The sequence below is a fragment of the Bounagaea algeriensis genome (assembly GCF_054491375.1).
The window spans coordinates 1,429,570-1,444,736 of sequence record NZ_CM137102.1 but is presented as its reverse complement, the minus strand read 5'-3'; the positions used below and the strand labels follow the sequence as shown (position 1 = coordinate 1,444,736).

Below are 15,167 nucleotides of genomic sequence, written 5' to 3'. Positions count from 1 at the left end.
CGTGCGCACGGTAGCGGGGCCCACCGACCGGGTGGTGATCATCGGCGCCGGGCTGTCCGGCTTGGCGGCGGCGCTGCACCTGGCCGGGGCCGGCCGGGAAGTCACGGTGGTGGAACGCGCGTCAGGGCCCGGCGGTCGCGCCGGTCGGCAGGAGAGCGGCGATTACCGCATCGACACGGGCCCGACCGTGGTGACGATGCCGGAGCTGTTCGACGAAGCGCTGGCCGCGGTGGGCGATTCGCTGCGCGAGCGGGTGGAGCTGCTGCCGCTGCACCCCGCCTACCGGGCGCGGTTCGCCGACGGCAGCGCCCTCGACGTGCACAGCGACGCCGAAGCGATGGAGGCGGAGGTGCGGCGGTTCGCCGGACCCCGCGAGGCGCGCGGGTACCGCCGGCTGCGCCGCTGGCTCACCGCGATGTACCGGGCCGAGTGGGGGCGGTTCATCGACGCGAACTTCGATTCGCCGGCCGACCTGCTGCGTCCGGAACTGGCCCGCGTCGCCTGGTTGGGCGGGTTCGGGCGGCTCGAACGCGCCGTGCGCCGCTTCCTGTCCGATCCGCGCGTGGTGCGCGTGTTCACGTTCCAGTCGCTCTACGCGGGACTGGATCCGCGGCAGGCGTTGGCGCTGTATTCGGCGATCCCCTACATGGACACGGTGGGCGGCGTCTGGTTTCCCCGCGGCGGCACCCATGCGCTGCCGCGGGCCCTGGCCGAGGCAGCCGCGCAGGCAGGCGTCCGGTTCCGGTTCGGCGAGCAGGTCACCGGTGTGCAGCGCCGGGCGGGACGTGCCGCGGCGCTGCACACCACGTCCGGTCGCATCCCCGCCGACGCGGTCGTCAGCACCGCCGACCTGCCGGAGACGTGGCAGCTGCTGGGGCGGGCGCCGCGGCGCGAGCCGACCTGGGCGCATTCGGCTGTGGTGTGGCACGTGGGCAGTTCCACCCCGCTGACGGACGCGCACCACACGATCTCGTTCGGCGCCGCCTGGTCGGACACGTTCGCGGAGCTGAGCCGCGGACGCCTCATGAGCGATCCCTCGCTGCTGGTGACGCGGCCGACGGCCACCGATGCCGCACTCGCCCCCGCGGGCCGCGAGTTGCAGTACGTGCTCGCGCCGTGCCCGAACCTGCGCACCGGTGCGATCGACTGGGACCGGGTGGGCCCCGCCTATCGGGACGAACTGGCGGGAACGCTGCGCCGCCGCGGGTTCCTCGCGGACGGTGACGAGCCGCTGAGCCTGTCGCTGGTGACTCCGGCGGACTGGGCCGCGCGGGGCTACGCGGCCGGAACACCGTTCTCCGCGGCGCACACGTTCGCGCAGACCGGACCGTTCCGGCAGCGCAACCTGGTGCACGGGTGGGAGAACGTGGTGCTCGCCGGTTCCGGCACCACGCCCGGTGTCGGTGTGCCTCCGGTGCTGCTGTCCGGCAAGCACGCGGCGCAGCGCATCACCGGCCAGCGCATCACCGGCCAGCGCGCCACCGGCCGTTGACCGGTGCGGCACGCGTCGACCCCCAGCAGTGGTGCTTGCCGCCCGTGCGCACGCGGACAGGCCCGGCGATCGGTCCCGGCCGAAGCACCTGTCCGCACCCGCCGTGCCGGGGGTGCGGACCGCGCACCGATCAGAAGCCCATGGCTTGGGCCCGTCGCTTGACCTCGCGCCCCCGGTTCTCGCGCAGCGCCTGGATGGGACTGCCGGGGAGGGTCTCGTCCTCGGTGAACAGCCACCGCAGGATCTCGTCGGGGTGGTAGCCGGCGTCGCTGAGCAACGTGAGCGTGCCGGGGAGCCCTTTGACGATGCCGTCCTCGGTGAGGAACGCGGCCGGGATGCTCAGCTCGCCGTCGCGTCGCATGGCGAGCAGCTGGCCTTCGCGGATCAGCTGGTGCACCCGGGTGGCCGGCCGGTTGAATCGCTTCGCTACTTCGGGGACCGGGATGAGCTCCACGTCGGGAGCGAGTACATCCGGAGCTGCAGGAATCGCACTCACGCCGCCCACGATGCCACACAGCTCCCGCCCCTGCGTTGCACCGGACGGGCTACGCGGCGGGCGGCCTCCGCTGGATCGTGCCACCGGACACGGACCGGTGAACCGCGCCGCCTACGATCGACTCCGTGATCGGAAAGCAGACCGGTTCCGCGTGCCGCGGCGCGGGCGCACAGCACCCGTCGTGCCCTGGATCACCTGCCACAATCAGCCGGACACGACGACTCGGGTTGGCGACTCATGACTCCTGACGCAGATTCCGGTCGCAGCGGACCCGCGCCGTTACCGGGTTCCCTGCTGGAAGGCCGGTACCGGGTGGACGCGGTGCTCGCGCGCGGCGGCATGTCCACCGTGTACAGCGGTGTGGACACGCGCCTCGACCGCCCCGTGGCGATCAAGGTGATGGACTCCCAGCACTCGGGGGACCGCTCCTTCGTGGAACGCTTCGAGCGGGAAGCGCGTGCCGCCGCCCGGCTCGACCACCCGAACATCGTCGGCGTCTACGACCAGGGCGTGGACCGCAACCCCGCGGGCGATCACGTGTTCCTGGTGATGCAGCTGGTACGCGGCTGCACCCTGCGCGACCTCATCCAGCAGCACGGCGGCCTGTCGCTGCCGGTTGCCTTGAGCGTGCTGGAACCGGTGCTGTCGGCGCTGGGTGCGGCGCACCACGCGGGAATGGTGCACCGCGACGTGAAGCCGGAGAACGTGCTGATCGGAACGGACGGAACCGTGCACGTGGCCGACTTCGGCCTGGTGCGGGCCGCCGCCTCCGCCGGCACCACCAGCGGCAGCGTCATCCTGGGCACGGTCGCCTACCTCTCGCCCGAGCAGGTCACCACCGGTGACGCGGACCCGCGCAGCGACGTGTACGCGGCCGGGGTGGTGCTCCACGAGATGCTCACCGGCCAACCGCCGTACGTCGCCGACAACGCGCTCTCGGTCGCCTACCGGCACGTCAACGAGGACATGCCCCCGCCCGGGGAGCAGCTGCCCGAGCTACCGCCGGCGGTGGACGCGCTGGCCGTGCGCGCTACCCGGCGCGACGCCGCGGAGCGACCTGCCGATGCGGAGGCCTTCCGCACCGAGCTGGTCCGGCTGCGCCAGGACCTGGGCATCGCCCCGGTTTCCGTTCCGGTGCCCGCCGATGCCGAACGCACCGAGCGGATGGCCCCGGCCGAACCACCGCTGCGGGACACGCGCGCCCACCAGGCCGGCGCGGCCGAATCGCCCGGCCCGCGCGGGACGCGGGCACTGTCCCGGCCTGCGCAGGAGGCGGGCACCGAAGCCGAGGACACGCGGGAGATCGCCGCGGTGGGATCCGACCGTCGGCGCGGGCGCCGCCGCGGACTGCTGTGGACCCTCGCGGTGCTGGTGCTGGTCGGCCTGCTCGGGGCGGGCGCGTTCTACCTCGGGGTGGCGCAGCAGATCGACGTGCCGCGCGTGGCCGGCCAACCGGAGCAGCAGGCCACCGCCACGCTCCGCGAGGCGGGGCTGCAACCTGAGGTCTCGCGGGAGCACAACGACGAGACCGCGGAAGGACTCGTGCTGCGCACCGAGCCGAACGCGGGCTCGCGGGTCTCCGACGGCGGCTCGGTGCAGGTCGTGGTCTCGCTGGGCAAGCCGCGGGTACCGAACATCGAACCGGGAACGAGCGTGTCCGATGCGGAAAGCGCGCTGCGCAACGCGCAGCTGCGCCCGCAGCAGGCCGGCGAGGAATACCACCGCTCGGTGCCCGAGGGGCACGTCATCCGCGTGGATCCGCAGCCGGGCACGCGGTTGTCCTCCAGTTCCGAGGTGCGGCTCGTCCTCAGCAGGGGCCCGCGCCCGGTGCCGGTCCCGGACGTGTCCGGAGCCGCGCAGGACGAGGCCTTCCAGGCGCTGCAGCAGGCCGGGTTCACGCCGTACGTGGCCGGCCAGGAGTTCAACGGCGATGTCGAAGGCGGCCACGTCGTCCGCACCGACCCCGGAAGCGGCACGACCGTGCAGCAGTCGGGCGAGGCCCGCGTCGGCGTGGTCGTGTCCAACGCCGTGTCGGTGCCGAACTTCAACGGCAAGTCGGTGCAGGAAGCACAGCAGATGGCGGCCGACGCGGGACTGCAGTTGAAGGTGCGCAGCCTCTTCGACCGTCAGGGCGGGCTCGTGCTGGGGCAGCTGCCCATGGCCGGGCAGCGCGTGGAACCCGGCTCGACCGTCTCGGTCAACGCGTTCTGACCCGCTGCGGCCCGCAGCAGCAGTCCGCACAACAAGCCCGCGGCGACACCCTCGCGGCAGCACCCGGTGTGACGTTGCTCGCGTCGCAGCTTCGCCGCCACCTCCGCACCGCTGCGACCAGTTCGAATCCGATCTCGGTGCGAGGCGGCGGCGTTCTGCGGCGACACGGACGTACCGCCGACGCCGCCATGATCGGGACGATGTGGAACTATGGGGCATGCCATGGCCCCGATGACTCCCCCGATGCCGTCCCCCGGCGCCACTGACTCCGCCCGAGCTGCACCACTGCGGTGGTACGAGCTGCTCCGCGGCCCCCTGCCGCTGCGCACGATCGCCCTGGGTGCGGCGGGCTCGCTGCTGATGCTGCTGGGCTCGCTCGGCGCCGGCGGCACGCTCATGCGTGATCCGGTCCTCGCCGACGGGCCGCTGTCGCTGATCCGGTACGGGCACGGCCGGGAACTCGCCTTCGCGGCCACCTACATCGGGTTCGCGGTGCTGCTGTGGGCGTGGATCCGCCTCGGACGCGGAGTGCTGACGCACCTGGTGTCCGCGCGCAGCGTGCTGCTGGCCGGGGCCGCGTGGATGGCTCCGCTGCTCATCGCCCCACCGCTGTTCACCCGGGACGTGTACAGCTACCTCGGCCAGGGGATGCTGGCCGTGCACGGCCTCGATCCGTACGCCCTCGGACCCGCAGTGCTCGACGGACCGCTGCCGGACAACGTCCACCCCACCTGGCACACGACGCCAGCACCGTACGGGCCGCTGTTCGTCGCCATCTCCGCAGCCATGGCCTGGGCCGTCGGCAACCACGTGCTCGTGGGTGTGATCGCGTTCCGGTTGCTCGTCCTGCTCGGCCTGGTGCTGTTCGCGGCCGTGCTGCCGGGTCTGGTGCGCCACCTCGGCGGACGGCTGCCCGTGGCGTTGTGGATCGCGGTGGCCAGCCCGCTGACCGTCACCCAGCTCGTCGGCGGGCCGCATAACGACCTGCTCGTGGTCGGGCTGCTGGCGGCTGGCACGCTGCTGGCGCTGCGCAACTTCCACGCCAGCGCGGTCGCCGTGGTGACGGTGGCCATGGCGATCAAGGCGACCGCCGGTGTGCTGCTGCCGTTCCTCGTGTGGATGTGGGCCGGCCGCTACGGAGGATCGCTGGGGTGGCGGTTCCTGCGCGCGGTGGTGCCGGCGCTGGGCGTGTTCGGCGCCGTGTTCGGCACGTGCATGGCCCTCGCCGGTGTCGGGTTCGGCTGGCTGCCCGCGCTCTCCGCGCCCAGCATCATCGTCAACTACCTCTCGGTGCCCACCGGCCTCGGTCAGGCCGTGCACGGCGTCGTCTCGCTCTTCGTCGACGTCCCCGGCGCCGCGTTCATCGAAACCGGACGCGCCCTCGGGATGCTCGCCCTCGCCGGCGTGCTGGTGCACCAGTGGTGGCAAGCCCGAAACGGCGGTGTCGAGGCGGTCCACCGTGCGGCGATCGCCCTCTGCGCGGCGGCTCTGCTCGGCCCGACCGTGCTGCCGTGGTACCTGAGCTGGTCGATGGCCCTGGCGTGCGCGCTGCCCTGGTCCGAGCGAGCCCTGACGGTGCTCGTGGGCGGGCAGGTCGTGCTCATCCTCGCCTACTACCCAGATGGCGAGCAGGCGATGTTCAACTGGCCGTACATGGCCGGTGTGGTCGCGTTGGCGCTGCTGGCCGCCGCTTCCCTGCTCCGGTTCGATCCGCTGAACCTGCACGAGCCGCGAACGGGGCGCAAGGTCGTGAGCGCACCGGACGACGCGCACCCGGAGACGGGCATCACGCTCGACGACGGACCGGCCGCCACGCAGACCGGCGAGCACCCCGACCGGCGCGGCTGACCCGGCACCGCAACAGGCCGGCACCGCAGCAGGCCGGCACCGCAGCAGGCCGGCACCGCAACAGGCCGGCACCGCAGCAGGCCGAAGCCGCAGCAGGCCGGCACCGCAACAGGCCGGCACCGCAGCAGGCCGAAGCCGCAGCAGGCCGAAGCCGCAGCAGCACGCCGCGCACCGCACAGCCGTGCCGACCGACCACTCCAGCAGACCACCGCTCCCGCGGGCCGCCGTCGCGGAGGCCGCACGGCTCGGGTGCGCGCGAAACGGCCGCGCCCCGCGGGGCGCGGCCGCCGTGTGCCGGCAACGGTTCAGTTCCGCAGCATCTCCGCCACGAGGAACGCCAGCTCCAGCGACTGCTGGGTGTTCAGTCGCGGGTCGCACGCGGTCTCGTACCGGCCGCTGAGGTCGGTGTCGGAGATGTCCTGCGCCCCGCCGAGGCACTCCGTGACGTCCTCACCGGTCAGCTCGATGTGCACGCCACCCGGGTGGGTGCCCAGTTTGTGGTGCACCTCGAAGAAGCCCTGCACCTCGTCGACGACCCGGTCGAAGTGCCGCGTCTTGTAGCCGGTGCTGGACTCGTGGGTGTTGCCGTGCATCGGATCGCACTGCCAGATCACGTCGTGCCCGGAGGCGGTGACCTTCTCCACGATGGCCGGCAGCGCATCCCGGATCTTGTCGTTGCCCATGCGGGTGACGAGCGTCAGACGGCCCGCCTCGTGGTGCGGGTCGAGCCGTTCGACGTACTCCACGGCCTGCTCGGGCGTCGTGTCCGGGCCGATCTTCACGCCGATCGGGTTGGCCAGCAGTTCGGCGAAGGCGATGTGCGCACCGTCGAGCTGACGCGTCCGCTCCCCGATCCACAGGAAGTGGCCGGACAGGTCGTACAGCCGGGGTGTGCCGTCGCGGTTCTCCAACCGCAGCATGGCCCGTTCGTAGTCGAGGACGAGCGCCTCGTGACTGGCGTAGAACTCGACGGAGTGCAGGCTCGAGTCGTCGACCCCGCAGGCCGACATGAACCGCAGGCCGCGGTCGATCTCGGCGGCCACCGACTCGTAGCGCTCCCCCGCCGGGGAGTTGAGCACGAAATCCTTGTTCCAGTCGTGCACCTTGGCCAGCGCGGCCATCCCGGCGCTGGTCAGCGCGCGGGACAGGTTCATCGTCGCGCTCGCGTTGGCGTATGCGCGGATGAGCCGGGAGGGATCGTGCTCGCGCGCCTTCTCGTCCGCGGCGAGCGAGTTGACCATGTCGCCGCGGTAGGCGGGCAGACCGAGGGCGTCGGTGTCCTTGGACCGCGGCTTGGAGTACTGCCCGGCGAGCCGGCCGACCTTGACCACGGGCATGCTCGCGCCGTAGGTCAGCACCACGGCCATCTGCAGCAGCGTACGGATGTTGCCGCGGATGTGCGGTTCCGTGTTGTCGGCGAAGGTCTCGGCGCAGTCACCCCCCTGCAGCAGGAACGCCTCACCGCGGGCCACGGAGGCGAGGTTCTCGCGCAGGCGGTCGACCTCGGAGGCCACAGTGACCGGCGGCACGCTTTCCAGCACCTTCCGGACCTGCTGGACCTGCTCCGGGTCCGGCCACCGCGGCTGCTGCGCGGCGGGCCGGGCGAGCGCGTCGTCGAGGCGCGCCCGCAACTCCGGCGGCAGCGGTGGAAGGTCGGGGAGCTCGTCAACGGGTACGTCTACGGTCCAGTTCACGCACCCCAGAATAGGCGGCGCCGCCACGGATTTTTCCTCCGGGAGAAGCGCGTCACAGGTGAGGCGCTAGCCGAACAGCACTTCGGCCTCGGCGTAGCGCTCCAGCGGCACGGTCTTGAGCGCCGCAGTCGCCTCGCGCAACGGAACGCGCACGATGTCGGTGCCGCGCAGCGCGACCATGCTGCCGAACTCCTCCCGGGTCACCGCTTCGATCGCGTGCAGCCCGAACCGGGTGGCCAGCACGCGGTCGTAGGCCGTGGGCGACCCGCCGCGCTGGGTGTGCCCGAGCACCACCGCGCGGGACTCGCGCCCGGTGGCTGCGGCGATCTCGTCGGCCAGCCACGTGCCCACGCCGCCGAGGCGGACGTGTCCGAACGCGTCCCGCTCTCCGGTGGCGAGCAGCTCCTCGCCACCTTCGGGAACGGCGCCTTCGGCCACGACGATGATCGGTGCGTACTCGCGTTCGAAACGCATCCGCACCCAGTCGCAGACCTTGGCCACGTTGAACTCCTGCTCGGGCACGAGGATCACGTTGGCGCCCCCTGCCAGCCCGGAGTGCAGCGCGATCCAGCCGGCGTGGCGGCCCATGACCTCGACGACGAGCGCGCGGTGGTGGGATTCGGCCGTGGTGCGCAGTCGGTCGACGGCTTCGGTGGCGATGTGCACCGCGGTGTCGAACCCGAAGGTGTAGTCGGTGGCCTCGAGGTCGTTGTCGATCGTCTTCGGCACTCCGACGACGGGTACCCCGTCGCGGCCCAGCCGTTCGGCCACACCGAGCGTGTCCTCACCACCGATCGCCAGCAGCGCGTCGATGCCTTCCCGCTCGAGCGTGCGTTGAAGACGCGGTACGCCGTCCTCGACCGAGTACGGATTCGTCCGCGAGGACCCGAGGACCGTGCCGCCGCGGTCGAGGATGTGCTCGACGTCGTCGAGGCCGAGCGGCTGCACCGCCCCTTCGATCGGGCCTTGCCACCCGTTGCGGAACCCCACGATCTCGTGACCGTACTCGGACACGCCGCGCCGCGTGACCGCGCGCAGCACGGCGTTCAACCCCGGGCAATCACCGCCGCCGGTGAGCACGCCCACCCGCATTCCAGTCGGCATCTGCGCCGCCTCCCAACCGAACGGACCGGACAGCAGTGACTCAGGTCTCACCGCGGAGTCGCCAGCGTGACACGGGCTGGATCGGTGCAGCAAGCACCGTCGATCACCTGGGGTAACCGAGCGGCCGCCCGGCCTGTTCGATCACCCTCCAGCGGCGCAGGTTGTGCCGCGCATCGGCCAGCGCGTCGTGCGCGTTCTCCGGCGTAGCGGGAAGCCGCGGTTTGCCGACGTCCTCCCAGCGTTGCCGCAGGTCGCGCGTGAACTTCGGGATCTGCGCGGGCAGTGCGGGCATCGGACCCCACAACTGGGCCAGCGCGACGTGGTCGTAGGCGGCGTACCAGGCCCACAGCTCGACGTCCCCGGAGCCGTCCGCGGTCACGAACCGGAAGAGGTCCTCGCGGATGCGCGCCCGCGAGCACCACGCCGAGTCGGACGGCGGCGGCAGCTGCGGCAGCACGTACCGCCGCACCCACGGGCCCGCGCGCGCCTCGTCGAACTCGGTGGACACCGCGTAGAACTCGCGGCCGGACTCGTCGACCACGCCGATCGACACCAGGTCGATGGTGTTCCCGTCCTCGATGAACTCGCAGTCGTAAAAAAACCTTCTAGGCAACGATCCTGGCCTGCACTTTCTGTCCGATCCTGCTGCGAGCCGCCGGCGGGCCACCGCTGCGGCGCCCGACCCGGACCCTCATGGTGAACCAGGCGTCAGCAGCGCCGCGCAGCGCATCCCGCGCACTCCGCACCGGGCAGCACCAGGGCGCGCTCGCCGCCCGGACCGGCCGGCGGCGCGCGTTCAGCCGGCTTTGCGCTCCGGTGCGCTCCAGCCGGCCACCCCGCGCCCGCCGGCGGCCATCTCGTCCTTGACCTTCGCGGCGTAGACATCGACGTAGCGCTGCCCGGACAGTTCCATCAGCGCGTACATGAGCTCATCGGTGATCGCCCGCTCGACGAACCGGTCACCGGCCATACCGGCGTACCGGGAGAAATCCAGCGGCCCTCCCACGTGCACCCGCACCTTGCGCGGATGCCACATCCGCGAACCGGGCGGGTTCACCCGGTCCGTGCCCCGCATCGCCACCGGGATGACGGGCACGCCCGCTTCCAGCGCCATCCGGGCCACACCGGTCTTGCCCTTGTACAACCGGCCGTCCGGGGAGCGCGTGCCCTCCGGATACACCCCGAGCAGGTGCCCCTCGCGCAGCAGCCGCACCCCGGTGTCCAGGGCGGCGCGCGCGGCGGCCCCGCTAGTGCGGTCGATGGGGACCTGGCCGATACCGGTGAAGAAGAACTTCTGCAGCTTGCCCTTCAATCCGCTGCCCGTGAAGTACTCGCGTTTGGCCAGAAACGTCACGCGCCGCGGCATCATCAGCGGCATGAAGAACGAGTCGGCGACCGCGAGGTGGTTGCTCACGAGGATCGCGCCCCCTCGGGCGGGCACGTTCTCCGCACCCTCGACCGCGGGGCGGAACGCGACTCGGAGCAACGGACCCAGCAGGACGTGCTTCATCAACCAGTACAGCACCGTACTGCCCTTCTAGACGCCGACGTACCCGGATCGTAAACCACGAAGCCCGCTGCACAGGCACAACGGCGGGCCTCCCCCGGAACCGACCGCTCCGCGCAGGAGGGGACACGTGCGACCATTGCGGCGTGTCCGACACGCGCGTGGAGGTGGCGATCCCGTGTCCGAGTCGATCCCCGGCGCGCACAGCCTACTGCCCGAAGCCGCCCCGTTCACATGGGACGGCACGCGGGAGATCGGTGTCCTGCTCTGCCACGGCTTCACCGGTACGCCGCAGAGCATGCGGCCGTGGGGCGAGCACCTGCACGCCGCGGGGCACACCGTCGCCTGCCCGCTGCTACCGGGGCACGGCACCCGGTGGCAGGAACTCAACCGCACGCGCTGGACGGACTGGTACGGCGCCGTGGAGCACGCGCTGCTGCGGCTGCGCGCGCGGTGCTCCGCGGTCGTCGTCGCAGGCCAGTCGATGGGTGGTGCACTGGCGCTCCGGCTGGCCCAGCAGCATCCCGACGTCGCCGGCGTGCTGCTGGTGAACCCTTCGGTGGCCACCTGGCAGCGGGGCAACCGGCTCCTTCCCGCCCTCTCCCGCGTCGTGCCGTCGCTGCGGGGGCTCGGCGGGGACATCGCGCAGCCGGGAGCGCACGAGGTCGCCTACGCCCGGTTGCCGCTGCGGGCTGCGAACAGCCTGCGGGGCCTGTGGCGGCAGGTGCGTGCGGACCTGCCCGCCGTCCACCAGCCGGTGGTCGTGTACCACTCGACGGTCGACCACGTCGTGGAACCGGCCAACGCCCGGATTGTGCTGAACGGCGTGGGCAGTCAGGATCGCAGCGAAGTCGTGCTGCCGAACAGCCACCACGTCGCCACCCTGGACTACGACGCGCCGACGGTGTTCAGCGGTAGCGTCGAATTCCTGCACCGCATCCACCGCGAACGCGCCGAGGAACGCTTATGAGCACGCGCCAGAACGATCCCGACGGACCGGAAGACATCGACGCGGCGTTCGCGGAGATCGTCGCCGGGCTGGAAGACGACCCCCAGTTCGAGCGCTGGTCCGCCTCGTCGTCCGAGACCGCGACCGATGCGGCGGACTCCTCGGCCGCACCCGCGGACACACCGGACGAGGGATCCGGGATGGCGACCGGGAACGGGCCGCGCGACTGGAGTCCCGCCGAGGATCCGGAGGACGAGCACTTCGTCCCGCCGGAACCCCCGCCGTTGAAAGCTCCCAGCGGCGGCGCCATCGGCGGGGTCACCGTGATCGCGTTCGGGGTGCTGATGCTGCTCGTGCCCGGCTTGGCCGGGTTGGCCTCACCGGTCACGTTGCCGCTGGGGCTGGTGCTCGTCAGCGCCGGGATCGGCTGGCTGCTGTTCCGGCTGCGCCGCGGCCCCTCCGATCACGACGATGACGACGGCGCGCGGCTCTGACCGCAGTGCGGATGGAGGTGCGTGCCGCGGCGGGGGCGGTCACGAGCAGGCGCGGGTGGCTGGCTCCCCCAACTCGGAAAGCACGTGCGAGCGAGCCAGCGCGGCGGCGCCGATCATCGCCGCCCGATCGCCGCAGCGGGCCACCCGGACGTCCGCCAACGGCCGGTGCCCCGCCCCGGTGGCCACGTCGGCGCAGTGCTGCCGGGCGGTGTCCAGGAACAGCGGTGCCGAGTCCGAGACACCTCCGGTGATCACCACGACCTCGGGGTCGTACACATCGGCGATGAGGGCGAGCCCCTCGCCGAGCCATCGTCCCAACTCGTCCATGGCGCGGCCCGCGGCCGGATCACCGCGCTCCGCGGCGCGTGCCACGGCCGTTCCGGTGAGCTCCGCACCGGAGGCCCCGGCCGCCGCTGGCACGCCGAGTTCGACGGCGGTGTCCACCAGCGCCGTACCGCTGCAATACCGCTCCCAGCAGCCGTGCTTGCCGCACGAGCACGGGCGCCCGTCCGGCACGAGGCGCAGGTGCCCGAACTCCGGGGCCACTCCGTAGGCCCCGCGGAAGAGCTCACCGCCGATCACCAGGGCACCGCCGATGCCCGTGCCCAGTGCGATGAGCACGCTCACCCGGGAATCCGTGGCGGCGCCGAACCGCTGTTCCGCCATGGCAGCGGCGTTCGCGTCGTGCTCGAGCACCACCGGCAGGCCCAGCCGTTCGTTCAGCTCGTCGGCCACCGCCACCTGCCGCCAGGGCAGGTGCGGGGCGAAGCGCACGACGCGCTGGTCCGCGCTCACGAAACCCGCGACGGCGAGTCCGACGGCGGACACCGGGTGTTCGGCCGCCAGCGCTCCCACCGTCTCCGCGAGGCCGGTGGTCAGTCCGTCGCTGGTGTCGGCCGTGGGGATGCGCTGCGTCGCGTGGATCGCGCCGTCCGCGTCGACGACGCCAGCGCGCAGGCTCGTACCTCCGATGTCAACGCCAATGGTCAGCAACGCGTCACGTCTCTCGTCCGGATGCCGAGCTCTCCGGCGCGGTGACCGGTCCGTCGACCCGTCGCACGGTGATGCGCTCGGCCTTGCTCGTGGGCTCCGCGCCCGCGGAGTCCGCCGGGCACGCAGCAGCGGCCGCACCGGTGTCCGCTTCGGCCGCGCTCGCCGTGGTCGCGTCTTCCGAGATCCGTTCGGCCACCGCGGTCCGCAGCACGCGCAACGCCTCGGCGAGCTGGACCAGCAGCTCCGGATGGCGCTGCCGCAGCAGCCCCGCGAGTGCGCACAGCGGACACCAGCTGCACCCCCCGGCCCCGCTCTCCCCCTCGCCGTCCGGCCCAGCCGCTGAGTCCTGCCCAGTCGCTGAGTCCTGCCCAGTCGCTGAGTCCTGCGCAGCCGATGAGCCCTGCGCATCCGGTGAGCCGCCCTGCCCAGCCCGGGGTTCGGCCCAGGCACCGAGGGCTTCCAGCAGTGCGCGCAGCTCGGCGGAGAGCCGCTCACCGCCCGCGGTGCCACCGGGTTGGCTCTCCCCTGCCGGGGCTGTGCCGTGTTCGTGGTGGGCATCGCCTCGCGGGGCCTCACCGCCGGAGGGCCCGGTTTCCCGGCCGTGCGTCATGTTCTCACCGCATCCACAGGTTCGGGTCGGGGTGGAAGTCCACGACCAGTCCGTCGTCACCGGCCACGGCCGCACCGACGTTGCACCGGCGCAGCACCGAGGGCAGCGCGATCAGACGGCGCCGCCCGTCGACCGTCACGGCCAGCTCGTCCCCGATGCGCGCGAGTTCCACCTCGGTCCGAGCGGGCAGCGGCAGCGAGAGGCACAGCGCGTAGCGGGCGTCGAGTCCGGTTCCCGAGCGCTCGACCCGCATCCCCGGTGCGCTCGCATCGACGTGCAGCGGATCGCCCGCCCAGGCGGAATCGGCGGTGTAGAGCTGTTCACCGAGGTTGCCGAGCGGTTCGGCACCCACCGGGCTGTCCGGGCGGTGCGGCGCGGTCACCACGGGCACGTCGGTGCCGGCGCGCAGCTCGGCGATGACGCGGTCCTGCTCGCGGCGCCGCGCCCGCAGCCACGCCGCGGCGTCACCGCGCGCGGAGCCCGGGTCGGGCACGACGCGATTGACCAGCACCGCGTCCACGCGCAGCCGGTGCAGCGCCAGTGCCGTGAGGGTGCGGCGGGTTTCGGCGGCGACGACGGGTTCGGCGGTGGCGACCACGCGCACTCCGGTCTCGGGCGCGGTGAGCATCCCGCGCAGCGCGGTGAGGCGTTCGGCGAGACGGCCCACGGCATCGGCCACGTCGTTGAAACGCTGGACCTGGTCGCTGCCGGCGATACCGGCGAGCATGCCGCGCACCGCGCGTCGGTGTTCGGGGAACAGGCGCGCCAGGTAGCTGTGCAGAGCCTCGGGCAGACTGAGCAGGCGAAGCGTCTCGGCGGTCGGCCCGCAGTCGACGATGACGGCGTCCCACACGTCGCCGGTGGTGAACCGGTGCACTTCGGCGAGGGCGAGCAGGTCCTCCACACCGGGCAGCACGGTCAGTTCGGACGCGTCGATCTCGTCGACCCCGGCTGTCCGCAGCACGGTGCGCAGGTGGTGGCGCAGCTCGTCCCACGAGTCGTCCACCAGGCGGCGTCCGTCGATCTCCGCGGCCCACAGCACTGCGCCGCTGCGCAGGGGCACTTCCTCGGGGTCGGCCGAGAGCTCGGCGCCGAGCGCGTCGCCGAGGGAGTGGGCCTGGTCGGTCGACACGACGAGGACCTTGCCCCCGTCGTCGGCTGCCTTCGCGGCGCTGGCGGCGGCCAAGGTGGTCTTGCCGACTCCCCCCTTGCCGGTGAACAGCAGGATTCGCAATGGCGGCCCTTTCCTGGACGATCGCGGGGTCACGCACGTAATCCGCCCCGGTTGGGACGGTCACACGCCTTCGACGCGCCGCTTGAGCTCCTTCAGGGCCGTATCCATGATCATCTTCTCGGCCTTGCGCTTGAACAGGCCGATCATGGGCACGGACAGGTCCACGGCGAGGCTGTACGTCACCTCGGTGCGGTCGTCGTCGAGCGGTCGGAGCCGGTAGGTGCCGTGCTGCGCCTTCTGCACCTGGCCCTTGACGAGGCTCCAGCTCACCGAGAGCCCGTCCGCGGCCCATTCGTAGGAGTTGACGTAGGTGTCGCGCACCACTCCCGCGTCCAGGACGAACCGGACCTGTTCGGCGGCGCCGTCCGCAGTCCTGGAGAGCACCTCGGTCTCCTTCACCGCTTCGGCCCACTCGGGATAGGCCGGGAAATCCGCGATGACAGCCATGATCCGCGATGCCGGTGCCTCGATCACGATGGACTGGGTGGACTGATCGACCATAGTCGCAGGCTACCGGGTCGAATCGCGCCACCGG

14 protein-coding genes are annotated in these 15,167 nt (G+C 72.2%); 5 read left to right on the top strand and 9 right to left on the bottom strand.

The window, feature by feature from the left end; genetic code table 11:
• Position 1 precedes the first annotated feature (1 nt).
• Entirely contained in the window at positions 2-1,492 is a 1,491-nt protein-coding gene (gene crtI / locus ACVGV2_RS06590; RefSeq protein WP_459165154.1) for a phytoene desaturase family protein, read from the top strand.
• 130 nt (positions 1,493-1,622) lie between these two features.
• On the opposite strand, the gene ACVGV2_RS06585 is transcribed toward crtI, so the two are convergent.
• The gene (locus tag ACVGV2_RS06585; protein WP_459165153.1) at positions 1,623-1,988 is read right to left on the bottom strand and encodes an Rv2175c family DNA-binding protein; all 366 of its coding nucleotides are present in this window, start codon (positions 1,986-1,988) and stop codon (positions 1,623-1,625) included.
• A 237-nt stretch (positions 1,989-2,225) separates the two neighbouring features.
• Here ACVGV2_RS06585 and pknB point away from each other — a divergent pair, with 237 nt between their 5' ends.
• Positions 2,226-4,199, top strand: coding sequence for a Stk1 family PASTA domain-containing Ser/Thr kinase (pknB, locus tag ACVGV2_RS06580; RefSeq protein WP_459165152.1), 1,974 nt, complete (start codon positions 2,226-2,228; stop codon positions 4,197-4,199).
• A gap of 231 nt (positions 4,200-4,430) precedes the next feature.
• Positions 4,431-6,047: a polyprenol phosphomannose-dependent alpha 1,6 mannosyltransferase MptB gene (gene mptB, locus ACVGV2_RS06575; protein ID WP_459165151.1), complete on the top strand. Its 1,617-nt coding sequence runs from the start codon at positions 4,431-4,433 to the stop codon at positions 6,045-6,047.
• 305 nt (positions 6,048-6,352) lie between these two features.
• On the opposite strand, the gene ACVGV2_RS06570 is transcribed toward mptB, so the two are convergent.
• The 4 genes from ACVGV2_RS06570 to ACVGV2_RS06555 form a co-directional block, all read right to left on the bottom strand.
• On the bottom strand, positions 6,353-7,753 hold the full coding sequence (locus ACVGV2_RS06570) for a class II 3-deoxy-7-phosphoheptulonate synthase (protein WP_459165899.1): 1,401 nt from the start codon (positions 7,751-7,753) through the stop codon (positions 6,353-6,355).
• Between the two features lie 54 nt (positions 7,754-7,807).
• Positions 7,808-8,833: a 6-phosphofructokinase gene (locus ACVGV2_RS06565; protein ID WP_459165898.1), complete on the bottom strand. Its 1,026-nt coding sequence runs from the start codon at positions 8,831-8,833 to the stop codon at positions 7,808-7,810.
• Between the two features lie 115 nt (positions 8,834-8,948).
• Entirely contained in the window at positions 8,949-9,458 is a 510-nt protein-coding gene (locus tag ACVGV2_RS06560; protein ID WP_459165150.1) for a polyadenylate-specific 3'-exoribonuclease AS, read from the bottom strand.
• 183 nt (positions 9,459-9,641) lie between these two features.
• On the bottom strand, positions 9,642-10,370 hold the full coding sequence (locus ACVGV2_RS06555) for a lysophospholipid acyltransferase family protein (protein WP_459165149.1): 729 nt from the start codon (positions 10,368-10,370) through the stop codon (positions 9,642-9,644).
• 160 nt (positions 10,371-10,530) lie between these two features.
• Between ACVGV2_RS06555 and ACVGV2_RS06550 the strand changes: the two genes are divergently transcribed.
• Both ACVGV2_RS06550 and ACVGV2_RS06545 read left to right on the top strand, forming a co-directional pair.
• Entirely contained in the window at positions 10,531-11,322 is a 792-nt protein-coding gene (locus tag ACVGV2_RS06550; RefSeq protein ID WP_459165148.1) for an alpha/beta hydrolase, read from the top strand.
• Positions 11,319-11,795, top strand: a complete 477-nt coding sequence (locus ACVGV2_RS06545) for a DUF308 domain-containing protein (protein WP_459165147.1) — start codon at positions 11,319-11,321, stop codon at positions 11,793-11,795. Before ACVGV2_RS06550 ends, ACVGV2_RS06545 begins: the two co-directional genes overlap by 4 nt.
• A gap of 39 nt (positions 11,796-11,834) precedes the next feature.
• Here the strand turns inward: ACVGV2_RS06545 and ACVGV2_RS06540 are convergent, their stop codons facing one another.
• From ACVGV2_RS06540 to ACVGV2_RS06525, 4 genes are read right to left on the bottom strand one after another with little or no spacing between them, the layout of a single operon-like run.
• Entirely contained in the window at positions 11,835-12,788 is a 954-nt protein-coding gene (locus ACVGV2_RS06540) for an ROK family protein (protein ID WP_459165146.1), read from the bottom strand.
• A 4-nt stretch (positions 12,789-12,792) separates the two neighbouring features.
• The gene (locus ACVGV2_RS06535; RefSeq protein WP_459165145.1) at positions 12,793-13,398 is read right to left on the bottom strand and encodes a hypothetical protein; all 606 of its coding nucleotides are present in this window, start codon (positions 13,396-13,398) and stop codon (positions 12,793-12,795) included.
• A gap of 4 nt (positions 13,399-13,402) precedes the next feature.
• Entirely contained in the window at positions 13,403-14,632 is a 1,230-nt protein-coding gene (locus ACVGV2_RS06530; protein ID WP_459165144.1) for an ArsA family ATPase, read from the bottom strand.
• A gap of 60 nt (positions 14,633-14,692) precedes the next feature.
• Positions 14,693-15,133, bottom strand: a complete 441-nt coding sequence (locus tag ACVGV2_RS06525) for an SRPBCC family protein (protein ID WP_459165143.1) — start codon at positions 15,131-15,133, stop codon at positions 14,693-14,695.
• Positions 15,134-15,167 lie beyond the last annotated feature (34 nt).